Below are 16548 nucleotides of genomic sequence, written 5' to 3'. Positions count from 1 at the left end.
CCGGCGAGACGACCGTCGAGTTACCAGTCACCTGGCAGATGCTCGGGTGGTCGATCGATCCATAGCTTCGTGCCATGGATGAACTGAGCAAGCTGATCGACCGGATGGAGATCGTCGAGCTGGCCGACAGGTTCATGGTGAGCCTGGACGAATGGAACTTCGACGACGAGTGGGTGCGCCGGTTCCACACGCCCGACTTCACGATGGAATCCCCGGTGGGCGACGTCGTCGGGCTGGACGGCCTGGCGGAATCGACGCGGGTCGCCATGGAGCGGTACGAGCGGACCCAGCATCTCGCGTCCAACCACATCGTGGACCTCGATGGGGATCGGGCGGTGGTGCGGTGGAACGCGCTCATGGTGCACGTCCACCTCTCGTCAACGGCGGCGGCTCGGGGGGAGGAGCCCGGTGTGCACTTCGACGTCGGCGGCCGCTTCGACGCGGAGGCGGTGCGGACGGCCGACGGCTGGCGGTTCCGGCGCATGGACGTCCTGCCGGTCTGGTTCAACGGGCGGCCACCGATCGGTATGGAGGCATGACGAGCGGCACCGCCGACGCCTCCGCGGCCGGGCTGGCGGTGGCGGCGAGGGGTCGGCGATGCTTGGCGGATGGACGCGCGCGTGCTGGACACGGCCCTTGAGACCGTCGAGGCGATCTTGGCCATCGTGCAGGCCGCACCCCAGGACCTGATGTGGCAGGAGCGCTACGCGAGCGAGGACGAACTCGTCCGCGATTTGCGCGATCACGCCGACCGGCTCCGGCGCGGCGACGCGAGCCGCTTGCCCGACCTACGCCACCTGCTCCTCCCGACGGGCTCGCTGTGCGAGATCGCGATGAGCAGCGGGTGGCCGGAGGCGTACACGACGTTGGCGAACCGGCTCGACGCGGCCTCGGCCTGATCAGGGACGCACGCGCGCCCATACCCATTTGCCCCCGTTCGGGTCCTTCGTGACGCCGCACCCGGCGGCGAGCGTCTGGACGATCGCCAACCCTCGGCCACCGCTGTCGTCGAACGCCGCCTCGGATGACGAGTCGAGGTCGTCGAACGTCAACTCGAAGACCGGTTCCGGCCGTCGCGGGACCTCGGGGCTGGAGTCCCAGACGCCGATGATGATCCCGCAGGCGTCCCGGCTGAACTGGAACCGGATCTCCTCGTGCGGCGTTTCCCGGGCCGCGTTCGTGACGAGTTCCGAGACGATCAGAAGTGCATCGTCCGAAATGTGAAAACAGCCCCAATTGTTCAACCGCGCGCCCGCCAACGTCCGCGCGAGTCCCACGGCCGTCGACGTCCCCAAGAGGGGAATGATCAGGTCTCCCGTCGCAGTGATCGACATCGCCCCACCCTTGCCTTGGTTTCCGATTTCCTGCGACAAGGGTCACCGGCACGAGTTACCGTCGGCCTGTACAACCATAAAAACCAAACAGGAGGACCCGATGCCCACCGTCCGCGAACCCCTCGAACCCAAGCTGTCCATGTGGCATTTCCTGGCCTTCTACCTGCGGTTTCTTCGCGAGAGGGGAGGGCTGTCCCTCACCCAGACAGGAAAGATCATCGGCGTCGCACGATCATCAGTTTGCAACATGGAATCAGGGCGCCAGCGCCCACAGGACTACCAGATGGCCAAGCTGGACGAGGCGTACGGCACTGGGCAACTCTTGCAACTATTGCTCTGGTTTGCCCGCATGATGCATGACCCAGACTGGGGCCGCCAACTTGTTAAGTACGAGGAGGAGGCGCACCTGATCAAGGTCTACCACGGCCAGGTGATCCCGCTCGCACTCCAGACGGATGCATATACGTGGTCCTACGTGCAGGCTGGGTCGCCGAAAGACTTCGATGCGTCGATGGCCAGACGAGTCGCCCGCAAGAGACTTTTCTTCGAGCGGGGCACCGAGGTCGAGTTGTGGGCCGTGATCGACGAGAGTGTGCTCGCTCGAGTGGTCGGTGGGCGTGACGTGATGAGGGAGCAACTACACCACATGCACAGCATGGCGAACCTTCCGCAGGTGAGCATCCGTGTCGTCCCCTTCGACTCGGGTGCACACCTCGGTGTCGACGGCTCGCTCCAAGTCCTCAGCTTGGACAGCCGAGACATCGCCTTCTCTGGCGCCCAGAACGGTGGGCGCTTGATCGAAACGCCTGGCGAGGTACGGGAATTGTCGGTTAAGTTCGATCGCATCGGCGCAGCAGCTGCGTCCCTGGACACCTCTCGCGAGATCATCCGGCAATACTTGGAGCGGCATTCATGATCATACGGTGGCGCAAGTCTTCCCACAGCGGTGGAGCCGACGATGAGCACTGCGTTGAACTAGGACGACTTGCGCGGGGCATCGGCGTCCGGGACTCCAAAGCCCCGGATGCAGGGCACCTCACCCTCACGCCTAGCGCGTTCTCCACGCTGGTCCAGCGGATCAAACGACTCCCCCAGGAGCAGCCGTGATCACCCGTTGGCGCAAGAGCAGCCAAAGCGGTGGAGTGGAAGACAAGCAGTGCGTTGAGCTGGGTCAACTTGTACAGGGCATCGGCGTGCGCGACTCGAAGAACCCGCACGCCGGCCACATCACCCTCACCGCGACCGAGTTCGCGGGGCTCGTCAACGCCATCAGGCAAGCCCCACAACAACAGCCATGATCACTCACTGGCGCAAAAGCAGCCACACCGGCGGAGCGAACGACGAGCAGTGCGTTGAACTGGGACGGCTCGTGCAGGGCATCGGCGTCCGGGACTCCAAGGCCCCGGACGCCGGGCACCTCGGGCTGACGTCCGCCGCGTTCGCCGCCCTCCTGGACGAGATCAAGCGCCGGTCGCCGTGACCTACTGGACGAACAGCAGGAACAGGACGTAGACGAGCGCGAAGCAGGCCCCGAAGCAGATCAAGACTCCGCCGACCCAGCCACCGCGCATGGACGTGCCTTCGACGTAGGCCACCGTGGGCTTCCTGGGGTGGTAGAGGACTTTGACCTTGCTTCCCTCGCGCAGACGCCGTGTGCCGATGTCGCCGCCCTTGGTCGTGATCTGCCGTCCGTCCTCGGTGACGAACTCGACGGTCGCTTCCCAGATGCTGGCCCCGTTCTCCACGGGGATGTAGTCGAGCTTGGCGATCCGGCCGGGGACGCGCACCGCGCGGGCCCGGAACAGCCGGACCCGGGCCAGCAGCACGATCCCGATCAGGAGGAGGCAGATGCCGATGAGCAGCAGGAATGACGACTCGTCCACTTGACCTCCCGGTCCGCGCGGCCCATCGAGCGGACGGGCCGCGACAGGCTACAGCGGATCCCGCGAAGTCCGGGATGCCGGACGGGTGCGGAGGTGGATGCGCTCGCCCTGCTTCCCGAAGAGGCTGAGCAGTTCGACGCTGCCGCGCCCGGCGGCGCCGAACCAGTGCGGGATCTGGCAGTCGAACTCGGCGGCCTCGCCGGGGCCCATGAGGAAGTCGTGGTCGCCGAGCGTGACGCGGAGGCGGCCCCGCAGGACGTAGAGCCATTCGTGGCCCGCGTGGGTCCGCAGGTGGGGCTGCTCGTCGTGCCCCGGGATCGTCATCTTGTACGCGCGCGGCTCGCCCTGCTGCCGGGACAGCGGGATCAGGACCCGGCCGTCCCGCCTGGTGGGTTCCTGCGGGACGCGCGGGTCGAGGATCCGGGGCGCGGCGACGATCTCGTCGAAGGGGACACCGAGCGCCGCGGTGATCGGCAGGAGGAGTTCGAGGCTCGGTTTGCGCTGGGCCGACTCCAGCCGGGAGAGCGTGCTGGTCGAGATGCCGGTGGCGCGGGAGAGGTCCGCCAGGCTGAGGCCCTTCTTCTCGCGGGCGCGCCGCAGGCGGGGGGCGATCTGCTCGATCACGGCGTCGACGCTCGGCTGGTCGTCCATGCGGCGCAGTCAACCAATGTGTCCCGGAAACGGCAAGGTTCTTTGCCGTAACCGGCGGGCTCTCCCGACCCTGGGGGCGGAGGTGATCCGAATGGACACAGCAGCGGACGCCGTCGTCATCGGCGGCGGCGCGGCGGGCCTGTCGGCCGGGGTCGTGCTCGCGCGGGCACGGTTCGCGGTCACGGTCGTCGACGGCGGGGCGCCCCGGAACGGGCCGGCCGCCCACATGCACGGCTACCTGTCGCGGGACGGCATGGCGCCGCGCGACTTCCTCGGGACGGGACGGGACGAGCTCGCCCGCTTCGGCGGGACGCTCGTGCCGGGATCGGTGATCGGCACGGGACGGGCACCCGGTGGGACGTTCGAGCTGCGGCTCGACGACGGCCGCGTGCTGCGGGCCCGGTCGGTGCTGGTGGCGACCGGGCTGACCGACGAACTGCCCGACATTCCGGGCCTGTCCGAGCGGTGGGCGTCCGAGGTGCACCACTGCCCCCACTGCCACGGCTACGAGGTGCGGGGACGGACGATCGCGGTGCTGGGCAGCGCGGCGATGGCGGCGGCGTCGCGGCACATCGCCGCGCTGCTGCGCCGCTACAGCGACGCGGTCACGTACTGCGTGAACGGGACGGACGTCGGCACCGCCGAGCGGCGGCGGCTCGAGGCGTACGGGGTGCGCCTGGTGGACGGCCGAGTGGCGCGGATCGGGACGGGCGCGGGCCCGGACCCGGTCGTGATCGACCTCGATGACGGCGGGTCCGTCGCGTGCGAGGCGATCTTCGTCGCGCCGCGCCCGGTGCCCCACGACTCCGTCCTGTCCATGCTCGGCGCGGCCCGGGACCCTGCGAGCGGGTTCGTCGCCGTCGACCCGCAGGGGGCCACGGACGTCCCGGGGCTCTGGGCGGCCGGGAACGTGGTGAGCCCGCGGGCGCAGATCGTGTCCGCGGCGGGCGCGGGGTCGGCGGCCGCGATCGGCATGACGTCCTGGCTGCTGGAGCGGGAGCTGACGGCCGCGGCGCGCGCCACGGGTGCGGGCCGATGAGGGGCACCACGGCGCCGTCCCGCCTGCCCGTCGGGGTCTACCTGCTGGGGTTCAGCCTGTTCGCGATGGGCAGCGCCGAGTTCCTGCTCGCCGGTGTGCTGCCCGCGGTCGCCGCCGACCTGGACATCACGCTGTCGTCGGCCGGGCTCCTGATCACGGTGTTCGCGCTCGGCGTGGTGGTCGGCGGGCCGCCGTTCGCCGTCCTCAGCCTGCGCTGGCCCCGCCGCACCGCGCTGGTGGTGACGCAGGCCGTCTTCGCGGCGAGCATCGCCGCCGGACTGCTCGGCGACTACCGGCTCCTGCTGCTCACCAGGCTGGTCGCGGGGATCGCTTACGCGGGGTTCTTCGCCGTCGCGGCGGTGACCGCGATCGGCCTGGTGACGCCGGACCGGAACGCGCGCGCCTCCGGAGTCGTCGTCAGCGGCCTCAGCGTGGCGATGGTCGCCGGCGGCCCGGTAGGCACGCTGCTCAGCCACTTCACCGAGTGGCGCGGCGGCTTCTGGGCCATCGTCGTCCTGACGGCGGCCGGGATCGCCGGCTGCCTGCTCGGCCTCCCGGCCGCCGACCCCGGCGCGGCGGTGCGTCCGAGCGTGTCCCGGGAGCTCGGCGCGATGCGCAGGCCGGGGCTCTGGGGCGTCTACGCGATCACGATCCTGACCACGGCGGCGTACATGATCACGTTCAACTACCTGGCGGCCATGCTCGGCGACGTCACCGGCGTGCCCGAGGCGTGGATCCCGGCGATCCTCGCCCTGTTCGGCGCGGGCGCCTTCGCCGGGCTGTCCATCGGCGGCCGGATCGCCGACCGGCGGCCGCACGCCGCGCTGCTCACCGGCGCGGTGGCGATCGCGGTCCTGTCGGTTGTGATGGCCGGTGCCGTCCACCGGGTCTGGGCGGTCGTGCCCGCGGTGTTCCTGCTGGGCGTCGCCGCGTTCCTGGTGAACCCCGCGCTCTACGCGCGCGTCTTCGCCATCGCGGCCGACGCCCCGACCCTCGCGGGCGCGACGACGGTGTCGGCGTTCCAGCTCGGCATCAGCCTCACGCCCGTGCTGGCCGCCGCGTCGTTCGCGGGCGGCGCCGACCTCGCGTCGGTGTGCGTGATCGGCGCCGTCCTCGCCGCGGCCGCGCTCCCGTTCGTCCTGCTCGGGATGCGCTCTCCGTCAGGCTTCGAGCGGCCGGAGGCTCAGGTCCCAGAGCCGGCGGGCCGACTCCGGGTCGACGGCGTGCGGGACGACGTCGGACGGGACGTCGTCGGCGGCCCCGAAGTCGATCGGACGCGGGGTGTCGAGCGGTGAGACGTCGACGTCCTTCAGGTAGACACCGCCGAGCTCTGCGAGCAGCGGCGCCCCGAGGGCCTAACGGGCACCCACGCGGTCCATGTTCGTCAGGTACGCCTGGATGAAGTGGTCGCGGACGGCGTCGGCGCCGGGCGAGAGCGGGTCGGCGGTGTGCCCGGCGAGGCTGTCGCCCAGGCCGCCGAGAACGGACATCTTCTCCTCGCGGAGGCGACCCCGCGCGTCGAAGTACATGACCTTCTCGACGTGCCGGTAGAGCGGTTCCGGCGGCACCTGCGGGACGATGTCGTTGTTGTTGACGAACCGGTACATGCGGTTCGCGAACGCCTTGTCGTAGGCCCTGACCAGGTCGGCGTCGCCCGTCCGGGGCTGGCCGAAGGTGTAGACGCCGTCGGGGAGCATGGACGGGTCTTCGGAGTAGAGCCGGGCGGCGGCGAGCATGGCGAGCGCGCCGCCGAGGCTGTGCCCGGTGAACCAGAGCGACTGCCCGTTGGTGCGGAACTCCTCGATCGTGTCGCGCACGTCCGCGTAGACGGCGTCGAGGGCCTGGCTGAATCCGGAGTGCACCATCCCCTCGCCGCCCTGGTGGGCGACGAGGGGGGCGTTGATGTCGGAGATCCAGTCGCGGACCTCGGCGGGTTCGGTGCCCCGGAACGCGGCGATGATCATCTGGTCGCCGGCCGCCACGTACGCCTCGGTGTCCTGGATCGGGAACGGTTCGGCGGTCCGGGCGCGGAAGGTCCGCACGCCGTCGAACCCCCAGTCGCGCGCGGTCGCCTCCACCACGGCGTCGTCCTTGTAGGCGAGGTCGGCGGCGTGCGCGAGGCAGCGCGCGTGCGGCAGGCGGTGTCCGGTGCAGGCGTGGTCGAAGATGACCGGGCTCATGAGCGACTCCCCGAAGTAGATTGACTACTCTCCGTGGTCACCGGTGCGTGTGGGCCCTAAACCGCCGGGGCGGTCGTCCGGCACCTGGACGGACGAGCGGTCAGGCGCGCGGCCCCGCCGGATCCGGCAGGACGGCGCGGACCGCCCACGTCCGGTGCGGGATTCGCAGGACGTCGCCGGGATGTTCGGCGCGGATCGTCTCGGCGAGGCGCTCGCTGAACTCGGCCACCTCCTCCGGCGGCAGCACGGCCCCCACACCGGCACTGGCCCGGACCCGCCCGATCCACGCCTCCGGCGTGTACGGGACGGCGACATCGAAGGAGAACGTCTCGATGTCCGTGAATCCGCCGGTCGCCAGGTCGGTCAGCCGGCTCGGGTGGAGTCCGGTGGAGCCGCCCATCGTCCAGGCGGGGTTGAATCGGGTGATCAGCGCCTCGGTCGCGCTGACGACGTTGCCCGGGAGCGGCAGCCAGTCGAAGTGCGCGATGAGGACCTGCCCGCCGGGTCGCAGGACGCGCCGGATCTCGGCGGTGGCGCGGGCCGCGTCGAACCAGTGCCAGCATTGCCCGGCGGTGACCACGTCGTAGGAGGCGTCCGGAAGGCCGGTGGACTCGGCGGTACCGAGGTGGTACTCGATCCTTACCCCTGCGGCGCGGTCGAGTCGCCGAGCCTGTTCGAGGAGTGGGGCGGACGGGTCGATGCCGGTGACGGTCGCTCCGGCCCGGGCGAGCAGCCGGGCCAGGGTGCCGGTGCCCGTGCCGAGATCGAGCGCGTCCTGCCCGGGGACGCCGATCCCGTAGGGCTTCAACCGGTCGATCAGCTCGGCGGGGAAGCCCGCCCGGTGCCGGCCGTAGTCCGCCGCGGTGAGACCGAAATCGGGCCGGGAATCCGCCATCACGTGCCTCCTGGACCGAAAGCCGCCCGCGTCCGTCGACGGGCACGGGCGCAGCCTAGCGAGGTCGCCAGCCGCGTCCCGTGGCCGCCCGCCCGGGCTTCCTCGTTGGCGCGCGGGCGGTCACGGACGCGCGGCGGCCGCGGTCCGGGGTCAGTCCCAGGCGGTTCCGGCGGGCACCCGGAAGGTGGTGTTGATGCGGTTGAAGAAGTTGGTGACCGCCACCATCAGCACCAGGGACCCGAGTTGCCGCTCGTCGTAGTGCCGCGCGGCCTCGGCCCAGATCTCGTCGGTGACCGCGCCGGGACGGTCGGCGAGCCGGGTCGCGGCCTCCGCGAGCGCGAGCGCGGCGCGCTCGGCGTCGTCGAAGAGCGGGTTCTCGTACCAGGCGGCGAGGCCGAGCAGCTTCTCGGGACCGACACCGGCCTTGGCCGCGCTCGTGCCGCCCGCATCGACGCAGGCGCTGCAGCCGTTGATCTGGCTCGCGCGCAGATGCACCAGCTCGAGCGTCTGGGGCGGCACCCCGCCCGCGTACACCTCCTTGAACAGGTGCTGGACGCCTTTCGTGACGCCGGCCCCGCCCGCCGTGTTCGTGATGCGTGCCGTCATTTTTCTCCTCCTCGGATCGGTGGACGGCACTACGACGTGCGGCCCCGGCGGGAGGTAACGTCGGCGCGGCCGTTACCTCTGCGGCGCGCGACGCGTCCTGATGACGACACCGCCGTACGCCAGGGAGGACCGTGACCGACAAGGACGATCTCGCCGCGGAGTTCGAGACCCAGCGGGCCTACCTGCACGCGATCGCGTTCCGCGTGCTCGACTCGCACGCCGATGCGGACGACGCCGTCCAGGAGGCGTGGCTGCGGCTCGCCCGGACCGGCCGCGACGGCATCGACGACCTGCGCGGCTGGCTCACCACGGTGACCGGCCGGATCTGCCTCGACGCGCTCCGCAGGCGCGGGACGCGGCGCGAGCGGCCGCTCGAACTCGAGATCGGCGCGCTCCCCCGGGAGACGGACTCCGGAACCGACCCCGAGTCGGAGGCCGTGCTCGCCGACTCGGTCGGCCTCGCGCTGTACGTGGTCATGGACGCCCTCACCCCGGCGGAGCGGGTGTCGTTCGTCCTCCACGACGTCTTCGAGGTCCCGTTCGACGCGATCGCGGCCGTCCTCGGCCGGAGCACCGCGGCCACGAAGATGCTCGCCAGCCGGGCCCGGGGGCGGCTGCGATCGGGCGTCCCCGCCCCCGACGCCCACACCGCCGCCCGGGGCGTCGTCGACGCGTTCCTCGCGGCGGCCGGCCGGGGCGACATCGCCGGGCTGCTGTCCGTGCTGGCCCCCGGGGTCGAGCTGCGGGCGCAGGGGCCCGACGGCACCGCCGTGCTCCGCGGCGCGAGGGAGATCGCCGCGCAGGCGGCGATGTTCGCGCGCCCGGACGCGCGGGCGCACCCGGCGCTCGTGGGCGGCGTGCCGGGCGTCGTCATCACCGTCCGCGGACGGCCCGTCACGGTGCTGGCCTTCACCGTGGCGGACGGCGCCGTCACCGCGATCGACGGGCTGACCGACCCGGCCCGGCTGGGCCAGGTCGTCCCGTCCTGGGTGGCGTGACAGCCGGCGGCCGTTACGGCTCGGGCCCGTACCGTCGAGCCGGCGAGGTCGACCGGCCTGTCCGCCGGTCCGAGGCCGGTCACCCCGGGTCGCCCTCGCCGCCATCGCGGCGCCGGGGAGGAGCTCGGCGCGTCAGTGGGCGGCGCCGAGTTCGATGAACAGGACACCGGCCGCGATCAGGGCGATGCCCAGGCCCATGACCCGCGTCAGCGCCTCCTTGAACAGCACGCGGGACGCGATGGCGGTCAGGGCGACGCCGGAGGCGGCCCAGATGCCGTACGCGACGCCGATGCCCAGGCCGTCGTACAGCGCGAACGTCAGGAACACGAAGGCGGCCAGGTATCCGGCGGCCACCGCGGCGAACCAGATCTTGCGCCCGCCCGGCTGGGAGGCCATCCGGAGGGAGAGGGTCGCCGCGACCTCGGACACGATCGCGCCCATCAGGAGGAGCCAGATCATGCGGAGGTCTCCTTTCGCGCGGCGTGCTGGGAGCCGAGCTCCACGCACAGGACCCCGGCGATGACCAGCGCGATGCCCACGCCCATGGTGGCGGTGAGCGGGTCGTCGAAGATGACGGCGGCCAGCACGGCGGTCAGCACGACGCCGCAGGCGGCCCAGACGCCGTAGGCCACGCCGACGCCGAGGCCCGCGCGCAGCGCGGCGCCCAGGGCGACGAACGCGCCGAGGTAGCCGACGGTCACCAGCGCGTACCAGGCGGGATGGTCGACCGCCGCGCGCAGCGACAGCGTGGCGGTCACCTCCATCAGGATCGCCGCGACCAGGGGGAGCCACTTGTTCATCGGGGTTTCTCGGCTTTCGGCAGGTCCTCGGCGAGGACGCGGGGACGGTCGGTGTCGGGAAGGCGGGTCGCGCGGATGGTCAGGTAGTCGTCGAGGTGCGCTCCGGCCGCGAGCATCGCGCGGCTCCGGTGCCGGAGACGGACGCGCCATTCGGCGAGGACGTCCTCGAGGGCGGCGGTGTCCCCGCCGCGCGGAGCTGCCCGACGAACAGCTCGATCCGGCGGAGCGGGTAGCCGCCGCGCCGGAGCTGGCGGGCGACGTGCGCGTCGCGGACGACGTCCGGCGGGTAGCCGCGGCGGCCGGTGACCGGGTCGCGGTTGGGGCGCAGGATGCCGGCGTCCTCCCACTTGCGCAGCGACGCGGGGTGCATACCGAGCTGGTGGGCCAGCGCGCCGATGGGCAGCTCCGCCCGCCGGTCGCCGGGGGCGGGCGCGGCCGTCAGGTCGCCGAGCGCGACGGCGACCTGGTCGAGGACGTCGCGTTCGTGCAGCAGCTCGGCGTGCGCCCGGTCGATCAGCCGGAAGAGCGCCTCGTCGTCGTCCCGGCCCGCGGCGCGCATGAGCTCCGCGGCCGTCCGGTGCCCGTACCCGGCGCGCAGGGCGAGGAAGGCGCGCAGGGCCTGCGCGTGGAGGGCGGTGTACCGGCGGTACCCGCTGGCGCTGCGCCCGGCCGGGGGCAGGATGCCGTCCTCCTCGTAGTTGCGGACGGCTTGCGCGGACAGGCCGTGCTCGCGGGCCAGATCGACCGGTCTCAAGATTCGCGGGGTCATGTCCTCATTTGAAGGTTCGGCTGCTGAAAGTACTTCAAGCGCGTAGAAAGCCTCAACCGTTTGTTCAACGATAGCGTTAAGTGCGACCGTTCCACGAAAGGGGCTTTCGTGTCTGTTCGCGACATCGGCCTGCACTTCGGCGACGACCCCGCCGGGTTCGCTTCCGCGCTCGATCGGCTGCTGGACGGCTTCCGTCCGGCACCCGCCCTTCTCGGGCTGGGCGAGCCCACCCACGGCGCGGCGGAGTTCCCGCGGCTGCGGAACGAGATGTTCCGGCATCTGGTGCACCACCACGGCTACCGATCCATCGCCGTCGAGAGCGACCTGCTCGCCGGGACGGCCGTGGACGACTACGTCACCGACGGTATCGGCGACCTGGACGGCGTCCTGGCCACCGGCTTCACCCACGGGTTCGGGGCGCTGTCCGGCAACCGCGGGCTGGTCGCGTGGCTGCGGGAGCACAACGCGGACCGGGACCCCGGGGAGCGGGTCCGGTTCTACGGGTTCGACGGCCCGTTCGAGATCACCGGCGCCCCGAGCCCCCGCGCCGCGCTGTCGGCGGCCCACGCCTACCTGGCCGAGCACCTGCCGCGCGTCCCGTACGACGCCGGGGACCTCGACTCCCTGCTCGGCGACGACGGCGCGTGGGTCGATCCCGAGGTGATGACGGACCCCGCGAAGTCGGTCGGCGCGACGGAAGCGGCGCGGGCGCTGCGGCTGCTCGCGGACGACGTCCTCGCCGTCTACGCGTACGAGGCACCGGCCCTCCTGCGGGCCACCTCGGACGTCGCGTACTTCCGGGCCCACGCCCATGCCCGGACGGCCCGGGGCATCCTGCGGTACCACGCGGCCCTGGCGTCCACGTCGCCGGAACGGCTCCCGGCCCTGCTCGGGCTGCGCGACTCCCTCATGGCCGAGCATCTGCGGACCATCGCGGCGGCGGAGGCGCGGCGCGGGCCGTGCCTGGTGTTCGCGCACAACGGCCACCTCCAGCGGGCCCGGTCGCGCATGCCCTGGCACGGGGTGCCCGAGGGCCTGCACTGGTGGAGCGCGGGCGCGCTGACCGCGGCGTCCGACTTGGGCGACCGCTTCGCCTTCATCGCGGCCGCCCACACCGGCGGCGACGGCCCGCGCGAGCTCGCCGAGTCGCACGGCGCGGACGCCGTCGCGCTCGTCAGCGCTCCGGGCTGACCGGCCGCCCGCCGTCCAGGTGCCGCCAGCCGGCCTCGACCGAGCGGCGGCACCGGCCGGGCTCGTCGCCCGCGGCGGCGAGCAGCGCGGCCAGCATGGGGACGCCGTGGTCGAGCGTCCCGCGCGGCAGCGGGCCGCCCGCGACCAGGGACGCGAGCCCGTGCGCGATCGTCCAGCTCTGGATCGCGAGGTCCAGCGGGACGGTGTCGGGGCGGAGGCGGCCCGCGTCCACGGCCCGGCGGACGGCCTGGACGAGATGTTCGAGGGAGGCGTCGGCGGCCGGGAGGTCTTCGAGCTCGAAGCCCGCGTCGAACATGACCCGGTACAGGTCGGGGTGGTCGAGGGCGTTGCGGAGGTAGGCGGCGACGAGGGCGGCCAGGTCGCGCACCGGGTCGGCGGATGCGGGCACCGCCCCGAACCCGGACGCCAGGCGGGTGAAGCCCTCCTGCCGGAGAGCCTTCCACATGCCGTCCATGCCGCCGAAGTGCGTGTAGACGGCCATCGTGGACACGCCCGTCCCGGCCACCAGCGAGCGCAGGGTGACGGGCTCGCGGGTGCGGAGCATGTGCGCGGCCCGCTCGAGGAGCAGCGTGCGGACCGCGGGATCCTTCGCCCTCGCCATGCGGAAAGAATACATGGCATTGCAATGCTATGGTTTCGGGCGTCGAGCCGCCGAACCTTCCCGACGAGGAGTCAGCATGGCCATCACCCTGGCGAACCCCGAGGGGCTGCCGAAGCCCGACTTCTACCGGCAGGTGTCGGTCGCCACCGGATCGCGGCTGGTGTTCACCGCGGGCCAGGTCGCCCGCGACGCCGACGGGAACAGGGTCGGCGAGGGCGACCTCGCCGCCCAGGTCGAGCAGTGCTACCTCAACGTCGCCACCGCCCTCGCCGAGGCGGGCGCCACCTTCGACGACGTGGCGAAGCTGACCGTCTACTACCGCGGCGACCTGCCCGCGGAGATGATGTCGCGGTTCACCGAGGGGGTCGCGCGGGCGGCCGCGAAGCTGGGCGTCACCGCGCTCCCGCCGCTCACCGGGATCGGCGTCGCCTCGCTGGCCGAGCCCGACCTCCTGGTCGAGGTCGAGGCCACCGCGGTCATCGACTGAACGGGGACTTTCCGGGACGCGCGTGAAACCATCGGGCCATGGAGAAGAAGTCGCCTCGGGTCACGCACGTTTCGTGGGGGCGGATGGAGGTCGAGGGCCTTCCGGCGGGGAAGGACTTCAAGCTCTTCCCCGGCGGCGGCCGCGAATGGGACTGGAACGAGCACGGCACCCGGCACGATCCGGGCATCCGGCCGGGCGAGGTGCGCGAACTCCTCGACGCGGGGTGCGAGGTCGTCGTGCTCAGCCGGGGCATGGAGCTGCGGCTGAAGACGATGCCCGAGACGCTGCGGGCGCTGGAGGACGCGGGCGTCGAGGTGCACGTCGAGGAGACGACCGAGGCGGTCCGGGTCTACAACGAGCTGGCCGCCTCGCGTGCCGTGGGGGGCCTGTTCCACTCGACCTGCTGACGCCCGCGCCTCGGGCCGGCCCGCCGCCCGGCGGGCAGGCCGGGCGGGCGGGCCGCACGACCGCCGCCGCGCCACCCCAGCGCGGCGGCGGACGATCTCAGTCCTCGGTGATCCGGTTGAGCCGCTCCATCGACTCGACGTACTCCTCGACGAGGTCGTAGACGACCTGGCTCGTGGACTTCACCTGGTTCATCGAGCCGACGATCTGGCCCACCGGGAACGTGACCAGCTCGCCGTCGCCGGAGCGGGCGATGCGGGGCAGCGCGTCGGCGATCAGCATGAACTGCATCGGCATCGGGAGGGTGCCCGGGGAGTCCTCGCTCTCCCACGCGTCCGTCCACGCGGTCTTGAGGAAGCGGGCGGGCTTGCCCGTCCACGCGCGGGACCGGACGGTGTCCCGGGACGACGCCTGCAGCAGCTTCGGCATCGCGCGCTCGGGGTGTCGGCCTCCTCGACGGTCAGCCAGATCGAGCCCGTCCACACGCCGTCGGCGCCGAGGGCGAGGCCCGCGGCCATCTGCCGGCCGCGGCCGATGCCGCCCGCGGCGAGGACGATCGTGTCGTCGCCGACGGCGTCCACGACCTCGGGGATGAGCACCATCGTGGAGACGTCGCCGGTGTGGCCGCCCGCCTCGGTGCCCTGCGCGACGATGATGTCGACGCCGACGTCGGTCTGCTTGCGGGCGTGCCGGGCGTTGGAGGCCAGGCCCGCGACCTTGACGCCCTGCTCGTGCGCCTCGGCGACGACGTCCGCGGGCGGCGGGCCGAGCGCGCTGGCGAGCAGCGCGATCGGGTGCCGGAGCGCGACCTCGACCTGGGGCCGCGCGGTCTGGTCGGTCCAGCCGAGCAGCGCGCGGTGCGCGGTCTCGGTGGACGGCTCGACGCCGTGCTCCGCGAGGAGGTCGTCGAGGAACTTGCGGTGCTCGGCGGGGATCATCCCCTGCAGCTTGCCGAGCATCTCCTCGGCGTCGCCGAGGTCCGCGCCCTCGTACTTGGCGGGCATGACGACGTCCACACCGTAGGGCTTGCCGCCGACGTGCTCGTCGATCCACTTGAGCTCGAGTTCGAGCTCCTCGGGGGTGAAGTACAGGGCGCCGAGGACGCCCATGCCGCCGGCGCGGCTCACCGCCGCGACGACGTCGCGGCAGTGACTGAACGCGAAGATCGGGTACTCGATGCCGAATAGTTCGGTTGCTCGTGTCCGCACAGCCCCGACCCTAGGCGCGAATCCACGAAACTGCAACAGGTTCTAGTTGCGGATTTCAGCGTCATGCGGGGACGGGAGTATCCCCCTAGAACAGGTATCAAGCGGCGGGTTCACGGGCATGGCGGAGCCGCCCGGCGACGGCCGGGCGGCGGTGCGGGTGGGATCAGGTTCTGCGGACGGGCTTCCGCCCGGCCGCGGGGCGGCCGCCGGGACGCGGCGGCGCCTTCTTCTTCGCGGTCCGCTTCGCCGGTTCCCCGTCGGGCTTCCCGTCCGGCTTGCCGCCGGGCTTCCCGTCCGCCTTGCCGTCGGGCTTCTTCGCCGGGCGCGGCGGGGACAGGTCGCCGAACTTCCCGTCGGAGCGGCGCGGGGCCTGCGGCGGGGGCGGCGCCGCCGACTCGTCGCGGCCCAGGCCCATGAGGCCGCCGATCAGCAGCCCGAGCAGGCCGAGCAGGACGGCCGCGCCGGGGATGAAGATGCGCACCATGTCGATCTGCAGGGCGGTGCCGTCGGAGAGGTCGACGGCCTTCTTCTGGTCGGCCTCGGTGGTGACGAGGTCGGCCTGCGCGACGATCATCTCGCCGCGGCCGTCCGGGGTCCGGACCGTGCTGCGGATGTTCTTGCGGTGCTTGATCGGGACGCCCGTGCGCGGGTCCACCCAGACCGTGTTGTAGGCCTCGCTGTAGCGGTCGACCCGCTGCGGCTCGTCGTCCTCGAGGCCGAGCATCGTCCCCGGCAGCTCGGCGTCGACCGCGCCGGTCTTCGTCAGCGGGATGTGCTGGGTGAACCGGTAGGCGGAGATGCCGTGGACCTGCTCGACCGCGCCGAACTTCATCGGTGCGGACTGCTTGGTCGTCGGGTCGTAGAACGGGTAGTCGCGCTTCTGGACGTTCGCGATGGGGAACAGCAGCCCGTAGCTCCCGGCCATCTGCACGCTGCCGTCGCCGTCCGCGTGGACGCCGCAGCAGTTGACCAGCTCCGCCGTGCGGCGGTCGAAGGCGATGCGGAACCCCTGGATCTGGACGGGGTTGTCCGGGTTCGCCTTGTCGTAGATGTTCGTCGTCGAGTCCCAGACGGCGATGTCGTCGTTGCCGTTGTTCGCCCGGACGTCGCCGCGGACGGTGTTCGTGGCGAGCAGCGTGACGTTCTCCCGCGTCTTCAGCGCGGCCTGGTCGAAGTAGGTGCTGTTCGGCGACTCCAGGTGCGTGACCTGGTACCGGTTCAGCGGGGCGCGCACGACCTGCTCCGCCACGTAGAACCGGACGAGGGGCGCGAGGGTGAGGAAGAACGCTCCCAGGCAGATCAGGAGCAGACCGACCCGTCGCCGCATGAACACCTCCGGGAGTGCCGTCCAGTCGCGGCCGGGGGGCCGTCTCCGGCGTGTGTCGGGTCAGGCTAACAGGACTCCCGCACGTGTGTACCGGCCGGTAAGCTCCCGCTGTACTTTTCGGCGGAGTATTTTTCCGACGCCGTGTCCTTCCGA

The 16548-nt window shown here is 71.9% G+C and carries 23 protein-coding genes and 1 pseudogene; 12 read left to right on the top strand and 12 right to left on the bottom strand.

Features of this window, described 5'->3' with window-relative positions:
- Positions 1-74 precede the first annotated feature (74 nt).
- Positions 75-539, top strand: a complete 465-nt coding sequence (locus tag F7P10_RS26150; RefSeq protein ID WP_151013118.1) for a nuclear transport factor 2 family protein — start codon at positions 75-77, stop codon at positions 537-539.
- A 69-nt stretch (positions 540-608) separates the two neighbouring features.
- Positions 609-899, top strand: a complete 291-nt coding sequence (locus F7P10_RS26145) for a hypothetical protein (protein ID WP_151013116.1) — start codon at positions 609-611, stop codon at positions 897-899.
- Here the strand turns inward: F7P10_RS26145 and F7P10_RS26140 are convergent, their stop codons facing one another.
- Positions 900-1334 (bottom strand): ATP-binding protein, encoded by a 435-nt coding sequence (locus tag F7P10_RS26140; protein WP_151013114.1) that lies wholly within the window; start codon positions 1332-1334, stop codon positions 900-902.
- A gap of 100 nt (positions 1335-1434) precedes the next feature.
- Here F7P10_RS26140 and F7P10_RS26135 point away from each other — a divergent pair, with 100 nt between their 5' ends.
- The 4 genes from F7P10_RS26135 to F7P10_RS26120 are packed head-to-tail and all read left to right on the top strand — an operon-like array spanning position 1435 to position 2814.
- Positions 1435-2250, top strand: coding sequence for a helix-turn-helix transcriptional regulator (locus F7P10_RS26135; protein ID WP_176611658.1), 816 nt, complete (start codon positions 1435-1437; stop codon positions 2248-2250).
- Positions 2247-2441 carry a DUF397 domain-containing protein gene (locus F7P10_RS26130; protein WP_151013110.1) on the top strand — a complete coding sequence of 65 codons (195 nt, stop codon included), beginning with the start codon at positions 2247-2249 and terminating at the stop codon, positions 2439-2441. Before F7P10_RS26135 ends, F7P10_RS26130 begins: the two co-directional genes overlap by 4 nt.
- A complete protein-coding gene (locus F7P10_RS26125; protein ID WP_368077425.1) occupies positions 2438-2632 on the top strand; it encodes a DUF397 domain-containing protein in 195 nt (64 codons plus the stop codon). Before F7P10_RS26130 ends, F7P10_RS26125 begins: the two co-directional genes overlap by 4 nt.
- Positions 2629-2814: a DUF397 domain-containing protein gene (locus tag F7P10_RS26120; protein WP_151013108.1), complete on the top strand. Its 186-nt coding sequence runs from the start codon at positions 2629-2631 to the stop codon at positions 2812-2814. The genes F7P10_RS26125 and F7P10_RS26120 overlap by 4 nt, the downstream gene beginning before the upstream one ends.
- A gap of 1 nt (position 2815) precedes the next feature.
- On the opposite strand, the gene F7P10_RS26115 is transcribed toward F7P10_RS26120, so the two are convergent.
- Both F7P10_RS26115 and F7P10_RS26110 read right to left on the bottom strand, forming a co-directional pair.
- Positions 2816-3217 (bottom strand): DUF3592 domain-containing protein, encoded by a 402-nt coding sequence (locus tag F7P10_RS26115; RefSeq protein WP_151013107.1) that lies wholly within the window; start codon positions 3215-3217, stop codon positions 2816-2818.
- A gap of 48 nt (positions 3218-3265) precedes the next feature.
- Entirely contained in the window at positions 3266-3868 is a 603-nt protein-coding gene (locus tag F7P10_RS26110; protein ID WP_151013105.1) for a helix-turn-helix domain-containing protein, read from the bottom strand.
- Positions 3869-3959: 91 nt separating this feature from the next.
- Between F7P10_RS26110 and F7P10_RS26105 the strand changes: the two genes are divergently transcribed.
- Positions 3960-4907 carry an NAD(P)/FAD-dependent oxidoreductase gene (locus F7P10_RS26105; RefSeq protein WP_151013103.1) on the top strand — a complete coding sequence of 316 codons (948 nt, stop codon included), beginning with the start codon at positions 3960-3962 and terminating at the stop codon, positions 4905-4907.
- The gene (locus tag F7P10_RS26100; RefSeq protein WP_218040142.1) at positions 4904-6202 is read left to right on the top strand and encodes an MFS transporter; all 1299 of its coding nucleotides are present in this window, start codon (positions 4904-4906) and stop codon (positions 6200-6202) included. The genes F7P10_RS26105 and F7P10_RS26100 overlap by 4 nt, the downstream gene beginning before the upstream one ends.
- Before the next feature lie 60 nt (positions 6203-6262).
- On the opposite strand, the gene F7P10_RS26095 is transcribed toward F7P10_RS26100, so the two are convergent.
- The 3 genes from F7P10_RS26095 to F7P10_RS26085 all read right to left on the bottom strand — a co-directional run bounded on the left by F7P10_RS26095 (position 6263) and on the right by F7P10_RS26085 (position 8588).
- Positions 6263-7087 (bottom strand): lipase family protein, encoded by an 825-nt coding sequence (locus F7P10_RS26095; protein WP_151013101.1) that lies wholly within the window; start codon positions 7085-7087, stop codon positions 6263-6265.
- A 100-nt stretch (positions 7088-7187) separates the two neighbouring features.
- Positions 7188-7982, bottom strand: coding sequence for a class I SAM-dependent methyltransferase (locus tag F7P10_RS26090; protein WP_151013099.1), 795 nt, complete (start codon positions 7980-7982; stop codon positions 7188-7190).
- 150 nt (positions 7983-8132) lie between these two features.
- Positions 8133-8588, bottom strand: coding sequence for a carboxymuconolactone decarboxylase family protein (locus tag F7P10_RS26085; RefSeq protein WP_151013097.1), 456 nt, complete (start codon positions 8586-8588; stop codon positions 8133-8135).
- A 131-nt stretch (positions 8589-8719) separates the two neighbouring features.
- On the opposite strand from F7P10_RS26085, the gene F7P10_RS26080 reads away from it, so the two are divergent.
- A complete protein-coding gene (locus F7P10_RS26080; RefSeq protein WP_151013095.1) occupies positions 8720-9586 on the top strand; it encodes a sigma-70 family RNA polymerase sigma factor in 867 nt (288 codons plus the stop codon).
- A gap of 132 nt (positions 9587-9718) precedes the next feature.
- Here the strand turns inward: F7P10_RS26080 and F7P10_RS26075 are convergent, their stop codons facing one another.
- The 3 genes from F7P10_RS26075 to F7P10_RS26065 all read right to left on the bottom strand — a co-directional run bounded on the left by F7P10_RS26075 (position 9719) and on the right by F7P10_RS26065 (position 11155).
- Complete coding sequence (locus F7P10_RS26075; protein ID WP_151013093.1) at positions 9719-10045, bottom strand: multidrug efflux SMR transporter; 327 nt, start codon at positions 10043-10045, stop codon at positions 9719-9721.
- Entirely contained in the window at positions 10042-10386 is a 345-nt protein-coding gene (locus tag F7P10_RS26070) for a multidrug efflux SMR transporter (protein WP_151013091.1), read from the bottom strand. Before F7P10_RS26070 ends, F7P10_RS26075 begins: the two co-directional genes overlap by 4 nt.
- Before the next feature lie 79 nt (positions 10387-10465).
- The gene (locus tag F7P10_RS26065) at positions 10466-11155 is read right to left on the bottom strand and encodes a MerR family transcriptional regulator (RefSeq protein WP_368077424.1); all 690 of its coding nucleotides are present in this window, start codon (positions 11153-11155) and stop codon (positions 10466-10468) included.
- A gap of 108 nt (positions 11156-11263) precedes the next feature.
- On the opposite strand from F7P10_RS26065, the gene F7P10_RS26060 reads away from it, so the two are divergent.
- Entirely contained in the window at positions 11264-12346 is a 1083-nt protein-coding gene (locus tag F7P10_RS26060) for an erythromycin esterase family protein (RefSeq protein WP_151013089.1), read from the top strand.
- Here F7P10_RS26060 and F7P10_RS26055 read toward each other — a convergent pair.
- Entirely contained in the window at positions 12330-12968 is a 639-nt protein-coding gene (locus tag F7P10_RS26055) for a TetR/AcrR family transcriptional regulator (RefSeq protein ID WP_151013087.1), read from the bottom strand. The two genes, F7P10_RS26060 and F7P10_RS26055, sit on opposite strands and share 17 nt — an antisense overlap.
- A gap of 76 nt (positions 12969-13044) precedes the next feature.
- Here F7P10_RS26055 and F7P10_RS26050 point away from each other — a divergent pair, with 76 nt between their 5' ends.
- Both F7P10_RS26050 and F7P10_RS26045 read left to right on the top strand, forming a co-directional pair.
- On the top strand, positions 13045-13455 hold the full coding sequence (locus tag F7P10_RS26050; RefSeq protein ID WP_151013085.1) for a RidA family protein: 411 nt from the start codon (positions 13045-13047) through the stop codon (positions 13453-13455).
- Positions 13456-13493: 38 nt separating this feature from the next.
- Positions 13494-13862: an Mth938-like domain-containing protein gene (locus F7P10_RS26045; RefSeq protein ID WP_151013083.1), complete on the top strand. Its 369-nt coding sequence runs from the start codon at positions 13494-13496 to the stop codon at positions 13860-13862.
- Positions 13863-13959: 97 nt separating this feature from the next.
- On the opposite strand, the pseudogene F7P10_RS26040 reads toward F7P10_RS26045, so the two are convergent.
- Both F7P10_RS26040 and F7P10_RS26035 read right to left on the bottom strand, forming a co-directional pair.
- Positions 13960-15068: pseudogene (locus F7P10_RS26040) on the bottom strand (NAD(P)H-dependent flavin oxidoreductase).
- A 163-nt stretch (positions 15069-15231) separates the two neighbouring features.
- On the bottom strand, positions 15232-16395 hold the full coding sequence (locus F7P10_RS26035) for a DUF3068 domain-containing protein (protein WP_151013081.1): 1164 nt from the start codon (positions 16393-16395) through the stop codon (positions 15232-15234).
- Between the last annotated feature and the right edge of the window lie 153 nt (positions 16396-16548).

Origin of the sequence: Actinomadura sp. WMMB 499 (genome assembly GCF_008824145.1) — a bacterium.
Classification (GTDB): Bacteria; Actinomycetota; Actinomycetes; order Streptosporangiales; family Streptosporangiaceae; genus Spirillospora.
The sequence above is the reverse complement of the archived record's forward strand: the minus strand, read 5'-3'. Positions and strand labels throughout refer to the sequence as shown.